At 68.9% G+C, this 17,065-nt stretch carries 16 protein-coding genes; 7 read left to right on the forward strand and 9 right to left on the reverse strand.

Annotation, left to right across the window (positions count from 1 at the left end; all coding sequences use genetic code 11):
- Positions 1 to 37: 37 nt before the first annotated feature.
- The 6 genes from murJ to trxA all read left to right on the forward strand — a co-directional run bounded on the left by murJ (position 38) and on the right by trxA (position 7,227).
- Positions 38 to 2,272, forward strand: coding sequence for a murein biosynthesis integral membrane protein MurJ (murJ, locus tag ACIBG6_RS18080; protein WP_399223567.1), 2,235 nt, complete (start codon positions 38 to 40; stop codon positions 2,270 to 2,272).
- A 116-nt stretch (positions 2,273 to 2,388) separates the two neighbouring features.
- Positions 2,389 to 4,074 (forward strand): protein kinase family protein, encoded by a 1,686-nt coding sequence (locus ACIBG6_RS18085; protein ID WP_399223568.1) that lies wholly within the window; start codon positions 2,389 to 2,391, stop codon positions 4,072 to 4,074.
- Between the two features lie 25 nt (positions 4,075 to 4,099).
- Entirely contained in the window at positions 4,100 to 4,804 is a 705-nt protein-coding gene (gene sigM, locus ACIBG6_RS18090; RefSeq protein ID WP_399223569.1) for an RNA polymerase sigma factor SigM, read from the forward strand.
- Entirely contained in the window at positions 4,801 to 5,739 is a 939-nt protein-coding gene (locus ACIBG6_RS18095) for a zf-HC2 domain-containing protein (RefSeq protein WP_399223570.1), read from the forward strand. The genes sigM and ACIBG6_RS18095 overlap by 4 nt, the downstream gene beginning before the upstream one ends.
- Positions 5,740 to 5,878: 139 nt before the next feature.
- Entirely contained in the window at positions 5,879 to 6,844 is a 966-nt protein-coding gene (gene trxB / locus ACIBG6_RS18100) for a thioredoxin-disulfide reductase (protein ID WP_399223571.1), read from the forward strand.
- A gap of 47 nt (positions 6,845 to 6,891) precedes the next feature.
- A complete protein-coding gene (trxA, locus tag ACIBG6_RS18105) occupies positions 6,892 to 7,227 on the forward strand; it encodes a thioredoxin (RefSeq protein WP_399223572.1) in 336 nt (111 codons plus the stop codon).
- 85 nt (positions 7,228 to 7,312) lie between these two features.
- Here trxA and ACIBG6_RS18110 read toward each other — a convergent pair whose 3' ends face one another.
- The 9 genes from ACIBG6_RS18110 to rpmH all read right to left on the reverse strand — a co-directional run bounded on the left by ACIBG6_RS18110 (position 7,313) and on the right by rpmH (position 14,053).
- Positions 7,313 to 7,930 carry a GNAT family N-acetyltransferase gene (locus ACIBG6_RS18110; protein ID WP_399223573.1) on the reverse strand — a complete coding sequence of 206 codons (618 nt, stop codon included), beginning with the start codon at positions 7,928 to 7,930 and terminating at the stop codon, positions 7,313 to 7,315.
- Between the two features lie 160 nt (positions 7,931 to 8,090).
- Positions 8,091 to 9,179, reverse strand: coding sequence for a ParB/RepB/Spo0J family partition protein (locus ACIBG6_RS18115; protein ID WP_399223574.1), 1,089 nt, complete (start codon positions 9,177 to 9,179; stop codon positions 8,091 to 8,093).
- Positions 9,176 to 10,252, reverse strand: a complete 1,077-nt coding sequence (locus ACIBG6_RS18120) for a ParA family protein (protein WP_317597196.1) — start codon at positions 10,250 to 10,252, stop codon at positions 9,176 to 9,178. The genes ACIBG6_RS18115 and ACIBG6_RS18120 overlap by 4 nt, the downstream gene beginning before the upstream one ends.
- A gap of 236 nt (positions 10,253 to 10,488) precedes the next feature.
- Positions 10,489 to 11,205 carry a 16S rRNA (guanine(527)-N(7))-methyltransferase RsmG gene (gene rsmG / locus ACIBG6_RS18125; protein WP_399223575.1) on the reverse strand — a complete coding sequence of 239 codons (717 nt, stop codon included), beginning with the start codon at positions 11,203 to 11,205 and terminating at the stop codon, positions 10,489 to 10,491.
- A gap of 117 nt (positions 11,206 to 11,322) precedes the next feature.
- Positions 11,323 to 11,835, reverse strand: coding sequence for a R3H domain-containing nucleic acid-binding protein (locus tag ACIBG6_RS18130; protein ID WP_329622346.1), 513 nt, complete (start codon positions 11,833 to 11,835; stop codon positions 11,323 to 11,325).
- Between the two features lie 14 nt (positions 11,836 to 11,849).
- The gene (gene yidC, locus ACIBG6_RS18135) at positions 11,850 to 13,196 is read right to left on the reverse strand and encodes a membrane protein insertase YidC (protein ID WP_399223577.1); all 1,347 of its coding nucleotides are present in this window, start codon (positions 13,194 to 13,196) and stop codon (positions 11,850 to 11,852) included.
- A gap of 3 nt (positions 13,197 to 13,199) precedes the next feature.
- Positions 13,200 to 13,526 (reverse strand): membrane protein insertion efficiency factor YidD, encoded by a 327-nt coding sequence (gene yidD / locus ACIBG6_RS18140; protein ID WP_015034858.1) that lies wholly within the window; start codon positions 13,524 to 13,526, stop codon positions 13,200 to 13,202.
- Positions 13,523 to 13,894, reverse strand: coding sequence for a ribonuclease P protein component (gene rnpA / locus ACIBG6_RS18145; RefSeq protein WP_079037505.1), 372 nt, complete (start codon positions 13,892 to 13,894; stop codon positions 13,523 to 13,525). The genes yidD and rnpA overlap by 4 nt, the downstream gene beginning before the upstream one ends.
- Positions 13,895 to 13,915: 21 nt before the next feature.
- The gene (rpmH, locus tag ACIBG6_RS18150) at positions 13,916 to 14,053 is read right to left on the reverse strand and encodes a 50S ribosomal protein L34 (RefSeq protein WP_003967884.1); all 138 of its coding nucleotides are present in this window, start codon (positions 14,051 to 14,053) and stop codon (positions 13,916 to 13,918) included.
- Positions 14,054 to 14,448: 395 nt separating this feature from the next.
- Between rpmH and dnaA the strand changes: the two genes are divergently transcribed.
- Positions 14,449 to 16,191, forward strand: a complete 1,743-nt coding sequence (gene dnaA / locus ACIBG6_RS18155) for a chromosomal replication initiator protein DnaA (RefSeq protein WP_399223578.1) — start codon at positions 14,449 to 14,451, stop codon at positions 16,189 to 16,191.
- The last annotated feature ends 874 nt before the right edge of the window (positions 16,192 to 17,065 follow it).

A 17,065-nucleotide genomic window follows, 5' to 3' on the forward strand; every position in this document is an offset into this window, starting at 1 on the left:
GTGGCCGGTCGGCCGGGGACGATGAGGTGGGGTAACCATGAACGCGCCGTACGACGGTGACCGCGGCCAGGGCGCGGGCGGCACCGCGCCGTCCGGTGGGACGCCCGCGGCACCCCCCGGTTCCGGGTACCCACCGGTGCCGCCTTCGCCTCAGCAGGGTGTCCACGACCCGCACGGGCAGAACCCCTATGCCCAGAACAACCCGTACGCCCAGGACCCCTACGTCCAGGACGCCTTCGCCCACGACCCGTACCAGGCCCAGGACCTCTCCGCGCAGGACCCGGTGACCGAGGCGCTCTACGACCGCGCCGCGCACCCGCCGCCCCCGCCCGGTACCTACCAGGAGCCTCAGCCGCTCTACCAGCAGCCCGCCGCGCCCCAGCACGCCCCGGACCCCCGCGTGTGGGCGCAGACCCCGGCGCCCGAGCCCGACGGCCCCTCGCGTCACCTGCCGTACGGCGACGACGCCCGCACGGTGCAGTTCACCGGCGTCGACGACCTGGTGACCCGCGCAGGGGAGGAGCAGCCCGAGCCGGACGCGTTCGCGCACCTCTATCGGGACCAGCAGATGCCCGGCCAGGTGCCCCCGCCCGCCCCGGAGCCGGACCCCATGCCTGTTCCCGCCCCCGCACCGAAGAAGTCCGGCCGCGCCTCCGGGCTGCTCAAGTCGAGCGCCGTGATGGCGGCCGGCACCCTGGTCTCCCGGCTCACCGGCTTCGTCCGCAGCCTGGTGATCACCGGCGCGCTCGGCGCCGCACTCCTCGGTGACGCCTTCACCATCGCCTACACCCTGCCGACGATGATCTACATCCTCACCGTCGGCGGCGGCCTCAACTCGGTCTTCGTCCCCCAGCTCGTCCGCTCCATGAAGAACGACGAGGACGGCGGCGAGGCCTACGCCAACCGCCTGCTCACGCTCGTGATGGTGGCACTCGGCCTGATCGTGGTGGCGGCCGTCTTCGCGGCGCCGCTGCTGGTCCGGCTGATGTCCAACACGATCGCCGACGACGCCGCGGCCAACAGCGTGGCCGTGACCTTCGCCCGCTACTGCCTGCCCACGATCTTCTTCATGGGTGTGCACGTGGTGATGGGCCAGATCCTCAACGCCCGCGGCAAGTTCGGCGCGATGATGTGGACGCCGGTCCTCAACAACATCGTCATGATCGTCACGTTCGGCCTGTTCATCTGGGTCTACGGCACGTCCGCCGAGTCCCAGATGGGCGTCCAGACCATTCCCGACGAGGGCATCCGCCTGCTCGGCATCGGCACCCTCCTCGGGCTCGTCGTCCAGGCCCTGGCGATGATCCCGTACCTCCGCGAGACGGGCTTCCGCTTCCGGCCCCGCTTCGACTGGAAGGGCCACGGGCTCGGCAAGACGGTGAAGCTCGCCAAGTGGACCGTCCTCTTCGTCCTCGCCAACCAGGCAGGCGTCCTGGTCGTCACTCAGCTCGCCACGGCCGCCGGTCAGGAGTCGGGGAAGAACGGCGCCGGCTTCCTCGCGTACTCCAACGCCCAGCTGATCTGGGGCATGCCGCAGGCCATCATCACCGTCTCCGTCATGGCCGCGCTGCTGCCGCGGATCTCCCGCGCCGCCCACGACAACGACCCCGGTGCCGTCCGCGACGACATCTCGCAGGGCCTGCGCAACTCGGCCGTCGCGATCGTCCCGGTCGCCTTCGCCTTCCTGGCCCTCGGCGTCCCGATGTGCACCCTGCTCTACGCCTCCAGCGGCGTCGAGGCCGCCCAGAGCATGGGCTTCATCCTGATGGCCTTCGGCCTCGGTCTGATCCCCTACTCCGTCCAGTACGTCGTGCTCCGCGGCTTCTACGCCTACGAGGACACCCGGACGCCCTTCTACAACACGGTCATTGTCGCCGCCGTGAACGCGGCCGCCTCGGCCCTCTGCTACGTCCTCCTGCCCGCGCAATGGGCCGTCGTCGGCATGGCAGCCTCCTACGGACTCGCCTACTCAGTCGGCGTCGGCATCGCGTGGCGCCGCCTGCGCAACCGCCTCGGCGGCGACCTGGACGGCACCCATGTGATGCGGACCTACGCGCGACTCTGCATGGCCTCCGTGCCCGCGGCGATCGTCGCCGGCGCCGTCGGCTTCGGACTGCTGAAGCTCCTGGGCGAAGGCGCCTTGGGCTCCCTCGTCGCCCTGTTCGTCGGCGGAGCGGTCCTCCTGGGTGTCTTCTTCGTCGCGGCCAAGCGCATGCGGATCGCGGAGCTGAACACCCTGGTCGGCATGGTGCGGGGACGCCTGGGACGCTGATTCGGTGTCCCCGCACAACCATCTGCGGGGACCGCGTGTCGTGCATAGCGTCGGACTGTGGGCACAATTGGCATGGCTGTTGGATGTGGCGCAACGGATGGGGAGGCAGGACGACGGTGGCGGAACGTAGCACGGCTGCCGTCGACGTGGCCGACAACAGCGGTGACGACCCGCTGACCGCCAAGGCGGACAAGGCCGCGACCGACGGGGTGGCGGAAACGCAGAAGACGGCGGCGACGACCGCCCAGGCCACGGAGAACAAGGCGGTCGAACGAAAGAGCGGCGAACAACCCTCCATCACGGCACCCGAACTGCACAGCGGCCACAAGCTGGCCAGACGGTACCGGCTGGAGGAGTGCGTCACCCGACTGGACGGATTCAGCAGCTGGCGTGCCGTCGACGAGAAGCTGCGGCGTGCCGTCGGAGTTCACCTCCTGCCGGCCGACCACCCCCGGGCCCGCTCCGTCCTGGCCGCGGCCCGCTCCGCGGCGCTGCTCGGCGACCCCCGGTTCGTCCAAGTCCTCGATGCCGTCGAGGAGAACGACCTCGTGTACGTCGTGCACGAGTGGCTGCCCGACTCCACCGAGCTGACCGCGCTGCTCGCGACCGGCCCGATGGAGGCGCACGACGCCTATCAGCTCGTCAGCCAGGTCTCTCAGGCCATGGCCGCCGCTCACCGCGAGGGCCTCGCGCACCTCCGGCTCACCCCGAGCGCCGTCCTGCGCAGCTCCACCGGCCAGTACCGGATCCGTGGTCTCGCCGTGAACGCCGCCCTGCGCGGCATCACCGCCGAACGCCCGCAGCGCACCGACACCGAGGCGATCGGCGCCCTGTTGTACGCGGCGCTCACCCAGCGCTGGCCGTACGACAGCGACGCCTACGGGCTCTCGGGCCTCCCCAAGGGCGTGGGGCTCCTCCCGCCCGACCAGGTCCGGGCAGGAGTCCACCGCGGCCTCTCCGAGATCGCCATGCGCGCCCTCGCCAACGACGGGGCCACCGCGTCCCGCCAGGAACCGCCCTGCACGACGCCGGACGAGCTCGCCAAGGCCGTGGCCGCGATGCCCCGCGTCAAGCCGCCGGAGCCGACGTTCCCCACCCCGCCCGACTACCAGCGCACGACGTACCAGCAGGGCACCTACGGACGCCCCCAGGCACGTCCCGCCGCCACCCAGCCGGTCATGGTGCCGCCCGCCCCGCTCCAGAGCCGTACGGGCACGGCGCTGAAGTGGGCCGTCTCGGCCCTGCTGATCGCCGCCCTGGGCCTGGGCAGCTGGCAGATCGCCGACCGGCTCCTCGACCAGGAACCGACCACCAAGACGCCGGTCACGTCCCCCACGGTCGACGAGAAGCCCAAGCCGCCCAAGCCGATCTCCATCGTGTCCGCCCAGGACTTCGATCCCCTGGGCAACGGTTCGGAGAACAGCCAGGCCATAGACCGTGCCTACGACGGTGACCCCAACACGTTCTGGCACACCGTGAACTACTACGGTTCCGACTTCGCCAACCTGAAGTCGGGCGTGGGCCTGATCCTCGACCTGGGCACGGCCCAGGAGATCAGCTCGGTCGACCTGTCGTTCGTGGGCGACACCTCGGTGGAACTCCGTACCGCACCCTCCGACGCCTCTTCCGCACCGTCCACGCCCGACGGGTTCACGACCCAGGCGGACGGATCGGGCAGCAACGTCACACTGAAGCCCACCAAGCCGGTCACGACCCGCTACGTTCTGGTCTGGCTGACGGAACTCCCCGCCAACGACGGGGGCTACCGCGGCAAGCTGGCCGAGATCAAGATCGTGGGCTGACCACCGCACGGGGAGGGGCTCACCGTTGGACGCTCCGATAGACGAGACCACAGGCGACCAGGAGCTCTTGGCGCGTCATGTCGCCGGGGATCCGGACGCCTTCAGTGAGCTCGTGCGGCGTCACCGCGATCGTCTGTGGGCGGTGGCCCTGCGCACCCTGGGGGACCGCGAGGAGGCCGCCGACGCCCTCCAGGACGCCTTGCTGTCCGCCTTCCGGGCCGCCCACACCTTCCGGGGCCAGTCGGCCGTCACGACCTGGCTCCACCGCATCACCGTGAACGCCTGCCTCGACCGGCTCCGCAAGACCGCCTCCCGCAGAACCTCACCCGTCGACGACACCGACCGCTTCGAGCAGCTCCTCGACCCGCACGAGTCGGCCGAGGCCCCCGTGGAGCGCCAGGATCTGCACCGGCAGCTCCTGGCCGCCCTCGCGCAGATCCCCGAGGACCAGCGCGCCGCACTCGTCCTCGTCGACATGCAGGGATACCCGGTCGCGGAGGCGGCACGTATCCTCGGCGTTCCCACCGGAACCGTGAAAAGCCGCTGTGCACGAGGGCGGTCACGCCTGCTCCCGATGGTCACTCATCTGCGCGCCGACACAGTGGGTAACGAGGCCACCGAAGGGGGAAGGAACCGGACGCCGGGGACATCCGTCCCACCGGTGCCGGGGCCGACGGATACCGGACCGACAGATCCAGCTGCTGTGAAGGGCGGAGGTGGGCGCGCGTGACTTCCACGACCGGCAAGGCCGACACGACACAGCACCCGGACGTCTCGGAGATCTCCGATCTGACCGAGGGGCTCCTGTCACCGAGCCGCTCCGCGGCCGTACGCCGTCATCTGGACGGCTGTCCCCTCTGCGCGGACGTCAGGACGTCCCTGGAGGAGATCCGGGGCCTCCTGGGCACGCTGCCCGGGCCGCCCCGCATGCCCGCCGAGATCGCCGGCCGGATCGACGCCGCGCTCGCCGCCGAAGCCCTTCTCCAGGCCACCGCGCCGGAGAGCGGCAGCCCTGTTTCACGTGAAACAGGGCGTTCCCGCACCGAGCCGGATCCCTCCGGGCCGCCTTCCCCCGCCGCGGAGCGTCCTGCGGGCCGCCCCAAGGCCGCCACCGGCCCCGGTCGCCCCGGAAAGCCGCGTCGGCGCCGGATCGCGCTCGTCTCCACGCTCGGCGCCGCCTTCGCCGCCGCCGTCCTCGGTACGAGCCTCTTCCTCAGCCAGGGCGGTAGCCCCACCGCCGACAGCGCGCAGGGCGCCAAGAAGGCGGACGTCAGCGCCGTGGCTCTGGCCCCCTTCTCCGGGGCGCCGGTCGAGGAACGCGTCCACGCGCTCCTGGGCGAGGAAGCCAGTGTGGCCAAGACGCCGCAGGGAGTCGGCCCCGAATCGATGTCCGCCGAGGGTGCCACGACCCCCAGCCCCCAGCGGAACCGGGACAGTGCTGTCCCTGGCTGTGTCCTGGCCGGCACCGGCCGTACCGACGCCGTGCTCGCCCACGAGCGGGGCGAGTACCAGGGAACGCCCGCCTATCTGGTCGTCCTGGCCGACCCGACGGACAGCACCCGGGTCCAGGCCTTCGTCCTCGACGCCTCCTGTGCGGACCGGTCCACGAGCAGCGGAAGCCCTGCGGCCGATCTCCTGCTCAGCGAGACGTATCCGCGCTCCTGATCTCGCTCTCTGCCTCGGCCACGTGCCGCGCGGCAATCTCGGGAATGCATGCCCCGTAGGATCCGTTGGGTGGGGTGAGAGTGACCGAGACGACCGCCCCCGTAGGCAGTGGCAGTCTGCAGAGACGAGGAAGTAACCCGTGAGCGACGTCCGTAACGTGATCATCATCGGCTCCGGGCCCGCGGGCTACACCGCGGCGCTCTACACGGCCCGAGCGTCGCTGAACCCGCTGGTCTTCGAAGGCGCCGTCACCGCCGGTGGCGCGCTGATGAACACGACCGAGGTCGAGAACTTCCCCGGATTCCGTGACGGCATCATGGGCCCGGACCTGATGGACAACATGCGGGCCCAGGCCGAGCGCTTCGGCGCCGAGCTGGTCCCCGACGACGTCATCGCCGTGGACCTGACCGGCGACATCAAGACCGTCACCGACACCGCCGGCACCGTGCACCGCGCGAAGGCCGTCATCGTCACCACGGGCTCCCAGCACCGCAAGCTCGGCCTCCCCAACGAGGACGCGCTCTCCGGCCGCGGTGTCTCCTGGTGCGCCACCTGCGACGGGTTCTTCTTCAAGGACCACGACATCGCCGTCGTCGGCGGCGGTGACACCGCGATCGAGGAGGCCACCTTCCTCTCGCGCTTCGCCAAGTCCGTCACGATCGTCCACCGCCGCGACACCCTGCGTGCCTCCAAGGCCATGCAGGAGCGCGCCTTCGCCGACCCGAAGATCTCGTTCGCCTGGGACAGCGAGGTCACCGAGATCCACGGCGAGCAGAAGCTCAGCGGTCTGACCCTGCGCGACACGAAGACCGGCGCAACCCGCCAGCTGCCCGTCACCGGCCTCTTCATCGCCGTGGGCCACGACCCGCGGACCGAGCTCTTCAAGGGCCAGCTGGAGCTGGACGACGAGGGTTACCTGAAGGTGGCCGCGCCGTCGACCCGCACGAACGTCACGGGCGTCTTCGGTGCGGGCGACGTCGTCGACCACACCTACCGTCAGGCCATCACGGCCGCCGGTACCGGCTGCTCCGCCGCGCTCGACGCCGAGCGTTTCCTGGCCGCCCTCGCCGACAGCGAGAAGCTGGCCGAGACCCCCGCGGTCTGATCCTCGTCTTTCCTCACTCCACACCCCGCGAAAACAAGGAGGCCGCCGTGGCCCTGAAGACTGTGACCGACGCTTCCTTCGAAGAGGACGTCCTCAAGAGCGACAAGCCCGTCCTCGTGGACTTCTGGGCGGCGTGGTGCGGCCCGTGCCGCCAGATCGCCCCGTCGCTGGAGGCAATCGCCAAGGAGCACGGCGAGCAGATCGAGATCGTGAAGCTCAACATCGACGAGAACCCGGGCACGGCCGCCAAGTACGGCGTCATGTCCATCCCGACGCTGAACGTCTACCAGGGCGGCGAGGTCGTGAAGACGATCGTCGGTGCGAAGCCGAAGGCCGCCATCGAGCGCGACCTGGCGCCCTTCCTCGAGGCCTCGAACGGCTGACACGCTCTCTGTTTCACGTGAAACATGAAGCGTGAAACACGAACGGCCCGCCCCTCAAGGGGCGGGCCGTTCTCATGTCCCGGTACTAGAGCGGCCGCAAGGCGGGCTCCTTCTGTACGGCGCCGAGGAGCCGGTCCAGAGCCATCTCGACGTCTTCCTTCCAGGAGAGCGTCGTGCGGAGCTCCAGCCGCATCCGGGGAAACGCGTGATGGGGCCGGACCGTCTTGAAGCCCACGGCCAGGAGGTGATCGGCCGGCAGCACACAGGCCGGTTCCTTCCACCGGGCATCGCCGAACGCCTCGATCGCCTTGAAGCCCCGCCTCATCACGTCCTTGGCCACGGTCTGCACGACCATCCGGCCCAGCCCCTGGCCCTGGTACTGCGGCATGATCCAGGCCGTCATCAGCTGGACGGAGTCAGCCGCCACCGGGCTGGTCGGGAAGGCCGTCGACCGTGGCACATAGGCCGGGGGAGCGTAGAGGACGTAGCCGACGGGCACCTCGTCCACGTAGACCACCCGCCCGCAGGAACCCCACTCCAGGAGGACCGCCGAGATCCAGGCTTCCTTCTCCGCCTCCGGACGCCCCGCCTTCAAGGCGGCCTCTCCGCTGACCGGGTCGAGCTCCCAGAAGACACAGGAGCGACATCGCTGGGGAAGATCCGGAAGGTTGTCCAGCGTGAGCGGTACGAGCCGACGCCCCACGGTTTCCCCTCGCTTCCCTCGCCCTTGAGCACGGATACGCTTCTCAGAATCGTATCGACCGGGCGATCAGGGGGACACCGCTCGCAGGCAAAGGGCGGGTCGGGCTCCGGTGAAGACCGGAACCTGACCCGCCCTGGGCAGCCTCAGCGCAGCGGGAGCGTCAGTCCTGCTCGGTGTTCTTGTGGTCCATGACCTTCCCCTCACCAGGGGCGAGGGTCGAGAGGATCCGGTCCAGATCGTCTATCGAGGCGAACTCGACGACGATCTTTCCCTTCTTCTGCCCCAGGTCGACCTTCACCCGGGTCTCGAAGCGGTCCGAGAGCCGGGATGCGAGATCGGTGAGTGCGGGAGAGACACGCCCCCCGGCACGCGGGCCCTTCGGCTTGACCGCGGCGGGCTCCTCGGAGCCCATGAGGCTCACGATCTCCTCGACGGTACGCACGGAGAGGCCCTCGGCGACGATCCGGTAGGCCAGCTGGTCCTGGGCCTCCGAGTCCTCCACGCCGAGCAGGGCCCGTGCGTGGCCGGCGGAGAGCACGCCGGCGGCGACCCGCCGCTGCACCGGCGGCGAGAGTCGCAGCAGACGCAGCGTGTTGGAGATCTGCGGGCGGGAACGCCCGATCCGCTCCGCGAGCTGGTCATGGGTGCAGCCGAAGTCCTTGAGCAGCTGCTCGTAGGCGTGAGCCTCTTCGATCGCGTTCAGCTGGGCCCGGTGGAGGTTCTCCAGGAGGGCGTCCAGGAGCATCTTCTCGTCGTCGGTGTCCCGGACGATCGCCGGGATCCGCTCAAGGCCGGCCAGCTTCGATGCCCGCAGACGACGCTCACCCATGACGAGCTCGTAGCGCTCGTCATCGACCTTGCGCACCACCACGGGCTGGAGCAGGCCGACCTCCTTGATGGAGACGACAAGTTCCGCCAGCGCGTCCTCGTCGAAGACCTCGCGCGGCTGGTGCCGGTTGGGAATGATGGCGTCGACCGGAAGCTCGGTGAAGTAGGCCCCGCCCTGGATCTCCGGCAGGACCACCTCCTCGGCCTCGCTCCACGACGCCACCGCGTCGGGGGACGGGCTGCTGTGCGGAAGCGTCGCCAGCTTCGCGGCGGCCACGCCCCGCTCCGCAGACAGCCCGGAGGCAGCGCCGGGGGAGGTCGCGCCCACCCCGATGCCGACCGTCGGAACCTTCTGTTCCTGGGGAGCGGCGGGGATCAGCGCACCGAGCCCACGTCCCAATCCCCTAGGTCGCTTGCTCACTGGATCCCCTCCGACATGCTGCGCTGGTTGTTCTGGTGCCCTGTATGGGCGTGCTGCGGGTCGTAGTGCAGGGCAGCACCCCGCAGGGCGATCTCACGGGCGGCTTCCAGGTACGACAGGGCACCACTGGAGCCCGGGTCGTAGGTGAGAACCGTCTGGCCGTAACTCGGCGCCTCCGAGATGCGGACGGACCTCGGAATGCTGGTCCGCAGCACCTCCTCGGCGAAGTGGGTACGCACCTCGTCCGCGACCTGGGAGGCGAGCCTCGTCCGGCCGTCGTACATGGTGAGCAGGATCGTCGAGACGTGGAGCTCGGGGTTCAGATGGCCCCGGACCAGCTCGACGTTCCGCAGGAGCTGGCCAAGCCCTTCCAGCGCGTAGTACTCGCACTGGATCGGAATCAGCACCTCGGCGCCCGCCACCATGGCGTTGACCGTGAGCAGGCCGAGTGAGGGCGGGCAGTCGATGAGGATGTAGTCGAGCGGCTGCTCGTAGGCCTGGATAGCCCGCTGCAGACGGCTCTCACGCGCCACCAGCGACACGAGCTCGATCTCCGCACCGGCGAGATCGATGGTGGCGGGGGCGCAGAAGAGGCCCTCGACATCCAGGACCGGCTGCACCACCTCGGACAGCGGCCGGCTGTCCACCAGCACGTCGTAGATCGAGGGGACCTCGGCGTGGTGGTCGATGCCCAGCGCCGTGGAAGCGTTGCCCTGCGGGTCCAGGTCGATGACCAGGACCCGGGCACCGTGCAGGGCCAGGGACGCGGCAAGGTTGACCGTCGTGGTCGTCTTGCCTACGCCGCCCTTCTGATTGGCGACCACCATCACGCGCGTCTGGGCCGGTCGGGGAAGTCCCTCACCGGCACGACCCAGGGCTTCTACTGCCAGTTGGGCAGCACGACCAATGGGGGTGTCGTCCATCGGGGGCAATGTTTCACGTGAAACATCCTCCCCCACCGATTCGGTTCGGGGACCGGGGACCGGATCGGTCATCGGTCCCGCGATGTTGGCGTCGGACCGCAAGGATTCACTCTCCTCGGCTTCAGGCTCGCGATGAGCAGAGCCTGCCATGCTTTCGGGGTCGTGAACCAGCGAGGTCGGTGGTTCTGTGGGTGAATCCACCTCTGTGGACAACTCCGTAACCCTCGCGAGTGGCTTCACGCGGGGCTTACGGTCCCGGGGCGTGGCAGCCGCGCGGCCGCGGCTGATGATCCCCTGCAGCAGGGAGCGACGTTTCACGTGAAACACCATGCCCCTGCTGCCCGGTCGGAGCCGTTCGACACTCCGAAATGGTACGTATGCGACGCTCAGCGGCGTCGGCGGGTCTTGCTCGTCCGGGCTGCCTTGGCTCGCTTTGCGGCGAACCGCACCCCACCCGGGCTCTCGCCGACCTCCACCCGGACGACCGTGGACAGCGGATCGACGATCCCCTCACCCACGTGCAGCACCGAGGTCTCCACCACACCGAGCTTGGAGAGTGCGGCGCGAGCGCCGTTGAGCTCCTCCTCCGCGGTGTCGCCCTTGAGGGCCAGCATCTCGCCGTACGGGCGGAGCAGGGGAACGCCCCAGCCGGCCAGCCGGTCCAGCGGGGCCACCGCGCGAGCGGTCACCACGTGGACAGGTGTGATCTTGCCGAGCATCTCCTCCGCGCGGCCACGGACCACGGTCACGTGGTCGAGGCCCAGCAGCTCGACGACTTCCTGGAGGAAGTTCGTCCGGCGCAGCAGCGGCTCCAGAAGAGTGATCTTGAGGTCGCGACGGACCAGAGCCAGCGGGATGCCGGGAAGACCGGCGCCCGAGCCCACGTCGCAGACCGTGACGCCCTCGGGGACGACCTCCGAGAGGACGGCACAGTTCAGCATGTGCCGCTCCCACAGTCGCGGGACCTCGCGCGGGCCGATCAGGCCGCGCTTCACACCCGCGTCCGCGAGAAGCTCCGCGTACCGCACGGCCTCCGGGAAGTACTCACCGAAGACTGTCCGCGCCTGCTCCGGGGCCTCCGGGAGCTCCGCTGCCTCCGTCACGGGAACCGTCCTTCCGTACCGCACGCAATCCCTGCGAGCGCACTGTGGTGGCTGACTATCAGGCTGACAAAGATCGGCCCCGCCTGCGAACAGACGGGGCCGACACTACGAGAGGGATCAGGCCGGAAGTACGACGACGAAGCGCTGCGGCTCCTCGCCCTCGGACTCACTGCGCAGACCGGCGGCGGCGATCGCGTCGTGCACGACCTTGCGCTCGAACGGGGTCATCGGGTCCAGCTTGACCGGCTGGCCGCTCGACTTCACCTCATCCGCGGCCTTGGCGCCCAGCTCTGCGAGCTCGGTGCGCTTCTGGGCGCGGAAACCCGCGATGTCGAGCATGAGCCGGCTGCGGTCACCGGTCTCACGGTGCACGGCCAGGCGGGTCAGCTCCTGGAGAGCCTCCAGGACCTCGCCGTCGCGGCCGACGAGCTTCTGCAGGTCGCGGCTGCTGGAGTCGCTGACGATCGAGACCGCGGCGCGGTCCGCCTCGACGTCCATGTCGATGTCGCCGTCAAGGTCGGCGATGTCGAGGAGACCCTCAAGGTAGTCGGCCGCGATCTCACCCTCCTGCTCCAGGCGGGTCAGGGTGTCGCCACCCTCGGTGGCGGCGGAGGTGATGCCTTCCGTCACGGACGGTCTCCTTCTTACTTCTTGGACGACGGGTGCTTGGGCCGCTGCTGGCCCTTGCGCTGACCGGACTTGCCCTGGCGGGAGCCTCCGGAGTTGGCGCGGGGACGCGCGGGCTTGTCGCCCTGCGCCTGGTCCTTCGCCTCGTCCTTCGTCTCGGCCTCGGCGACAGCCTCAGCGTCGGCCTTCGCCGAACCCTGCGGCTTCTTCTCCAGCGAGGTGGTCGCCTGCTCGGCGGCCGGCTCGGAGCCTTCCTCGGCGTCCTTCACCGCGGCCTGCTGCGCTGCGGCGGCCTGGCGCTGAGCCTTGGACTGGCGCTTGGGCTGCTGCCGCTTGGCGGCGCCGCCGCCCTCGGCCTCGGCCTCGATCGTGTCGCTCTTGATCACGGTGCCGTCGGCCTGGGCCGCGAAACCGGCCTTGGTCAGGCCCGAGAAGAAGCGGCGCTCGTTCTCGTTGCGATCGCTGGTGGCCTTGGCGACGATCAACTTCACGATGGTCTTCCGGCGACGGCCGCGGACCTCACCGTGGGCGGTGATGCTCTTCAGCAGACGCTGGAGGTAGGAGTCCTGGGCCTTGCTGCCCGGGGTCGGGTTCTGGTTGATCACGTACATCTGCTGGCCCATGGTCCACACGTTGGTGGTCAGCCAGTAGACGAGGACACCGACGGGGAAGTTGATGCCCATGACGGCGAAGATCACCGGGAAGATGTACATGAGCATCTTCTGCTGCTGCATGTACGGGGTCTTCACCGAGAGGTCGACGTTCTTCATCATCAGCTGGCGCTGCGTGAAGAACTGCGAGGCCGACATCAGGACGATCATGATCGCGGTGACGATGCGGACCGAGGTGATCGACGCGTCGAGAGCGGCGACCGCGGCGGCGCTGTCGGTGAACTTCGAGGCCAGCGGGGCACCGAAGATGTGTGCCTGACGGGCGCTGGCAAGCAGCGGGCCGTCGATGACACCGATCTCCTTGCCCGAGGCGATCGAGGAGAGCACGTGGTACAGGGCGAAGAAGAACGGCGACTGCGCCAGGATGGGAAGGCACGAGGAGAGCGGGTTGGTACCCGTCTCCTTGTACAGCTTCATCATCTCTTCGGACTGACGCTGCTTGTCGCTCTTGTAGCGCTCCTGGATCGCCTTCATCTTCGGCTGGAGCGCCTGCATGTTCCGGGTCGACTTGATCTGCTTGACGAACAGCGGGATCAGGCAGATACGGATCAGCACCACGAGGCACACGATCGACAGGCCCCAGGCCCAGCCCGTGTCAGGGCCGAAGATCGCCCCGAACAGCTTGTGGAACTGGACGATCACCCATGAGACAGGTGTGGTGATGAAGCTGAACAGACTGGCAATCGTGTCCACTAATCAGGCTCCTTGAGCATTGGGCGAGGTCTCGGCGGCCGGGCTCGTCTCGGCGGTGGACCCGCCCTTGTCGCCGCGCAGCGCGTTCCTCAGCATTTCGTGCCAGCGAGGGCGCTTCCGCGGGGGGACATGGTCCACGCCGCCGGGCGACCACGGGTTGCACCGCAGGATCCGCCAGGCGGTCAGGGCCGTGCCCTTGATCGCGCCATGCCGGTCGATGGCCGTGAATCCGTAGTGGGAACACGACGGGTAGTACCGGCAGACGGGCCCCAGAAGAGGGCTGATCGTCCACTGGTACAGCTTGATGAGAGCCAGCAGCGGGTACTTCATCGCGCGCCCCCTCCCAGCAACCGCTGAAAAGCGGCGTCCAGGTCTCGGGCCAGCTGTGCGTGGTCGGCGTCACCGGCTCCGGGCAACGCCCGTACGACCACCAGGCTACCGGGGGGCAGCTCTATGAGTCGGTCGCGGAGAAGGTGGCGCAGGCGACGCTTCACCTGGTTGCGTACGACCGCACCGCCTACGGCTTTGCTCACGACGAAACCCGCACGCGTCGGGGGAGCGCTCTCCCCAGGCGCGTGCGGGTCCGTTGCACCGCTGCGTAGGTGGACGACGAGGAGCGGGCGACCGGCCCGGCGACCTCGGCGTACCGCGGTTGCGAAGTCCTCGCGCCGCCTCAGCCGATTCTCTGTAGGCAGCACGTCATGACCTGATTAAGTGGATCAGGCGGACAGGCTCGAGCGACCCTTGCCACGGCGGTTCGCCAGGATGGCACGGCCGGCGCGGGTACGCATGCGCAGGCGGAAGCCGTGGGTCTTCGCACGACGACGGTTGTTCGGCTGGAAGGTGCGCTTGCTCACTCGGGGGCTCCAGAAATGATTCGGGTGGTGGCGGGACATCGCCTGGCTGTCACCGTGCGCCCACGAGTAGCTCGTAACGCCCGATAGCACCGCTTCGCGACCACAGATCGTGATCTTTGCCCATCGGAGGCAGGCGGCAGCAGCCATCGACAACTCGACCTGGTCACGGTACGCGCGGCTACGCCATCCGGTCAAACCGACCTGTCGCCATGGTCCATTATGCACAGGCTGTGGACAACAACTTGAACCACGTCAGCCGCCCCGACTACCGTGGTGAGACTCCACAGTCTTTTCCGTTCTGTCCTCACCTGTCCTCAACGGACCCGTCCTCACGGACTTCGACCCACCGTCCCCGAGAACCACACCATCGTGGGACCTGCGAGAAAGCGTGCCCCGTGGCTGACGTACCTGCCGATCTTGCCGCAGTGTGGCCACGCGTCCTCGAGCAGCTCCTGGGCGAAGGGCAGCAGGGGATCGAGGCCAAGGACAAGCAGTGGATCGAGCGCTGCCAGCCGCTGGCCCTGGTCGCCGACACCGCTCTCCTCGCCGTGCCCAACGAGTGGGGCAAGCGCGTCCTCGAAGGCCGGCTGGCCCCGCTGATCAGCGAGACCCTGAGCCGTGAGTGCGGACGCCCGATCCGGATCGCGATCACCGTCGACGACTCCGTCGGCGAGCCGACCCCGCCCGCGCCTCCCGCGCAGCAGCCCCGCTACGACGAGCGCCCGCAGCACGAGCCGTACGAGAAGTACGAAGGCTACGGTCACCGTCCGATGCCCGACGACGGGCTGCCCACCGCACGCCCGGCCTACCCGGACTACCAGCAGCCGCAGCGGCCCGACCCCGGCTCCTGGCCGCGCACCCAGGAGGACCTGTCCTGGCAGCAGCCGCGGCTCGGCGGTTACCAGGAGCGCGCGCCGTACACCGGCCCGGAGCAGTCCCGGCAGTCCCGCTACGACGACCCCCGGGGCTACGAGCAGCCGCAGCGCGCCGAGCTGCCCGACCCGCAGGGCGGCGCCCGCCCCGGTCCCCGGCCGGGCGGCGGTCCGGTCCACGGCGGTCCCGGTCCCTCCTCCTCCGGGCAGGGCTCCGGCGCGCCGGGCGAGCAGCACGCGCGGCTGAACCCCAAGTACCTCTTCGACACCTTCGTCATCGGTTCCTCGAACCGCTTCGCGCACGCCGCCGCCGTCGCGGTGGCCGAGGCGCCGGCGAAGGCGTACAACCCGCTCTTCATCTACGGGGAGTCGGGGCTCGGCAAGACCCACCTGCTGCACGCCATCGGCCACTACGCGCGGAGCCTCTACCCGGGCACGCGCGTGCGGTACGTGAGCTCCGAGGAGTTCACCAACGAGTTCATCAACTCGATCCGCGACGGCAAGGGCGACGCCTTCCGCAAGCGCTACCGCGATGTGGACATCCTGCTCGTCGACGACATCCAGTTCCTCGCGAGCAAGGAGTCGACGCAGGAGGAGTTCTTCCACACGTTCAATACGCTGCACAACGCGAACAAGCAGATCGTGCTCTCCTCGGACCGGCCGCCCAAGCAGCTGGTGACCCTGGAGGACCGGCTCCGCAACCGCTTCGAGTGGGGTCTCACCACCGATGTGCAGCCGCCCGAGCTGGAGACGCGGATCGCGATCCTCCGCAAGAAGGCCGTGCAGGAGCAGCTCAACGCCCCGCCGGAGGTGCTGGAGTTCATCGCCTCCCGGATCTCGCGGAACATCCGTGAGCTGGAAGGCGCGCTGATCCGGGTGACGGCCTTCGCGAGCCTCAACCGGCAGCCGGTGGACCTGGGGCTCACCGAGATCGTCCTCAAGGACCTGATCCCCGGCGGCGAGGACAGTTCGCCGGAGATCACCGCCCCCGCGATCATGGCGGCCACGGCCGACTACTTCGGGCTGACGGTGGAGGACCTCTGCGGATCGTCGCGCAGCCGGGTCCTGGTGACGGCGCGGCAGATCGCGATGTACCTGTGCCGTGAGCTGACGGACCTGTCGCTGCCGAAGATCGGCGCGCAGTTCGGCGGCCGCGACCATACGACGGTGATGCACGCGGACCGGAAGATCCGTGCCCTGATGGCGGAGCGACGCTCCATCTACAACCAGGTCACCGAGCTCACGAACCGCATCAAGAACGGCTGACGGACCGCCGCGACAGCGGCGACAGCAGCCGGCCGAAGGGCGCCCCGGGACACCTCCCGGGGCGCCCTTCGGCGTTCTCGAGCCCCTCCAGGGCCGCCCTTCGGCGTTCTCGAACCCGCTCCGGGGGCGCCCCTGTTCGCCGTGCACAGCTGTGTACGAGCGCGGGGTGTTCGATTACTCCGTTCCGGTGGCGGGTTCTCCACAGATTGAGGGATGATCTCCCGTCCACAGGGTGGGGACTGTCGAGTTATCCGGATTGTGTCCACAGGCCGGGCTGGTGACAGTTCATCACCCCAGGTCAGGCACTTGTGGATTTGTTGGCAACTTCTTTCCACAGCCTGTGGATGAAATTTTCGTCCACAGGGGGACCGGAAAGTTGTCCACCGGCTGCCCACAGGGGGCTGTCGGTTGCCCACAGCTTCTCCACACCCCTGTCCACTGTTCGGCAACGAATCACCCCTCCTCACCGCGTCGAGTGAAAGCCGTCACACCAAGGGGGACGGTTGGGCTGTGGGGAACGTGGGTAAAGCTGGGGACAGCGCTGGGGAGAACTCCCCATGGCCTGTGTACCGGGTGTGCAGAACTTTTCGGTGTCCACAGAGAACCCTGGTTTTCCACGGGTTCCACCCACAGGGTCGGTGGACAAAAAAACGGGTCTGACCTGCGAAAACGACGTTATCCACCGTTTCCACAGGCCCTACTACTACTCCCACTTAGAGTTAGCTAGGAATCCGCTTCGAAGTGGGGCCTGTGCACAACTCGCCGCCGGAGCTCCGACGCGCCCTCGTCGCGACTTGACCCCGAGCAGCACCGAGTGTCGGCGGCGTACGTCAGACTGGTTCTCTCAGTCGACGAAGAGCCAGCAACAAGCAGG

This window comes from Streptomyces sp. NPDC050842 (assembly GCF_044456565.1).
Taxonomy (GTDB): domain Bacteria; phylum Actinomycetota; class Actinomycetes; order Streptomycetales; family Streptomycetaceae; genus Streptomyces.